The 2,200-nt window shown below is 54.5% G+C and carries 3 protein-coding genes; all 3 read left to right on the forward strand.

The annotated features are described in order from the left end of the window. The first annotated feature begins 441 nt into the window (after positions 1–441). Positions 442–1,257 (forward strand): sulfonamide-resistant dihydropteroate synthase Sul2, encoded by an 816-nt coding sequence (sul2, locus tag R7R78_RS23845; RefSeq protein ID WP_001043260.1) that lies wholly within the window; start codon positions 442–444, stop codon positions 1,255–1,257. A gap of 60 nt (positions 1,258–1,317) precedes the next feature. After that, positions 1,318–2,121, forward strand: coding sequence for an aminoglycoside O-phosphotransferase APH(3'')-Ib (gene aph(3'')-Ib, locus R7R78_RS23850; RefSeq protein WP_077202330.1), 804 nt, complete (start codon positions 1,318–1,320; stop codon positions 2,119–2,121). Beyond that, positions 2,121–2,200 (forward strand): aminoglycoside phosphotransferase family protein (locus tag R7R78_RS23855; RefSeq protein ID WP_219564665.1); only part of this gene is annotated, 80 nt, incomplete at its 3' end. The genes aph(3'')-Ib and R7R78_RS23855, both read left to right, overlap by 1 nt.

Below are 2,200 nucleotides of genomic sequence, written 5' to 3' on the forward strand. Positions count from 1 at the left end.
TATTTACCTAATTTGCCACACTTATAAGTAGTAACCCACCTCCGCAGCCATTTATTGGTGTGGTCTACAGAGGATTAAGTCTTTTTAGAGGGGAAAATCCCTAGAACCCCATCTCCAAACATATCAAGCGTGTCTGTATCCCACTCTATTGTAAACAAGACATTTTTATCTTTTATATTCAATGGCTTATTTTCCTGCTAATTGGTAATACCATGAAAAATACCATGCTCAGAAAAGGCTTAACAATATTTTGAAAAATTGCCTACTGAGCGCTGCCGCACAGCTCCATAGGCCGCTTTCCTGGCTTTGCTTCCAGATGTATGCTATTCTGCTCCTGCAGCTAATGGATCACCGCAAACAGGTTACTCGCCTGGGGATTCCCTTTCGACCCGAGCATCCGTATGAGACTCATGCTCGATTATTATTATTATAGAAGCCCCCATGAATAAATCGCTCATCATTTTCGGCATCGTCAACATAACCTCGGACAGTTTCTCCGATGGAGGCCGGTATCTGGCGCCAGACGCAGCCATTGCGCAGGCGCGTAAGCTGATGGCCGAGGGGGCAGATGTGATCGACCTCGGTCCGGCATCCAGCAATCCCGACGCCGCGCCTGTTTCGTCCGACACAGAAATCGCGCGTATCGCGCCGGTGCTGGACGCGCTCAAGGCAGATGGCATTCCCGTCTCGCTCGACAGTTATCAACCCGCGACGCAAGCCTATGCCTTGTCGCGTGGTGTAGCCTATCTCAATGATATTCGCGGTTTTCCAGACGCTGCGTTCTATCCGCAATTGGCGAAATCATCTGCCAAACTCGTCGTTATGCATTCGGTGCAAGACGGGCAGGCAGATCGGCGCGAGGCACCCGCTGGCGACATCATGGATCACATTGCGGCGTTCTTTGACGCGCGCATCGCGGCGCTGACGGGTGCCGGTATCAAACGCAACCGCCTTGTCCTTGATCCCGGCATGGGGTTTTTTCTGGGGGCTGCTCCCGAAACCTCGCTCTCGGTGCTGGCGCGGTTCGATGAATTGCGGCTGCGCTTCGATTTGCCGGTGCTTCTGTCTGTTTCGCGCAAATCCTTTCTGCGCGCGCTCACAGGCCGTGGTCCGGGGGATGTCGGGGCCGCGACACTCGCTGCAGAGCTTGCCGCCGCCGCAGGTGGAGCTGACTTCATCCGCACACACGAGCCGCGCCCCTTGCGCGACGGGCTGGCGGTATTGGCGGCGCTGAAAGAAACCGCAAGAATTCGTTAACTGCACATTCGGGATATTTCTCTATATTCGCGCTTCATCAGAAAACTGAAGGAACCTCCATTGAATCGAACTAATATTTTTTTTGGTGAATCGCATTCTGACTGGTTGCCTGTCAGAGGCGGAGAATCTGGTGATTTTGTTTTTCGACGTGGTGACGGGCATGCCTTCGCGAAAATCGCACCTGCTTCCTGCCGCGGTGAGCTCGCTGGAGAGCGTGACCGCCTCATTTGGCTCAAAGGTCGAGGTGTGGCTTGCCCCGAGGTGATCAACTGGCAGGAGGAACAGGAGGGTGCATGCTTGGTGATAACGGCAATTCCGGGAGTACCGGCGGCTGATCTGTCTGGAGCGGATTTGCTCAAAGCGTGGCCGTCAATGGGGCAGCAACTTGGCGCTGTTCACAGCCTATCGGTTGATCAATGTCCGTTTGAGCGCAGGCTGTCGCGAATGTTCGGACGCGCCGTTGATGTGGTGTCCCGCAATGCCGTCAATCCCGACTTCTTACCGGACGAGGACAAGAGTACGCCGCAGCTCGATCTTTTGGCTCGTGTCGAACGAGAGCTACCGGTGCGGCTCGACCAAGAGCGCACCGATATGGTTGTTTGCCATGGTGATCCCTGCATGCCGAACTTCATGGTGGACCCTAAAACTCTTCAATGCACGGGTCTGATCGACCTTGGGCGGCTCGGAACAGCAGATCGCTATGCCGATTTGGCACTCATGATTGCTAACGCCGAAGAGAACTGGGCAGCGCCAGATGAAGCAGAGCGCGCCTTCGCTGTCCTATTCAATGTATTGGGGATCGAAGCCCCCGACCGCGAACGCCTTGCCTTCTATCTGCGATTGGACCCTCTGACTTGGGGTTGATGTTCATGCCGCCTGTTTTTCCTGCTCATTGGCACGTTTCGCAACCTGTTCTCATTGCGGACACCTTTTCCAGCCTCGT

Source organism: Vibrio sp. 2134-1, from assembly GCF_033339495.1.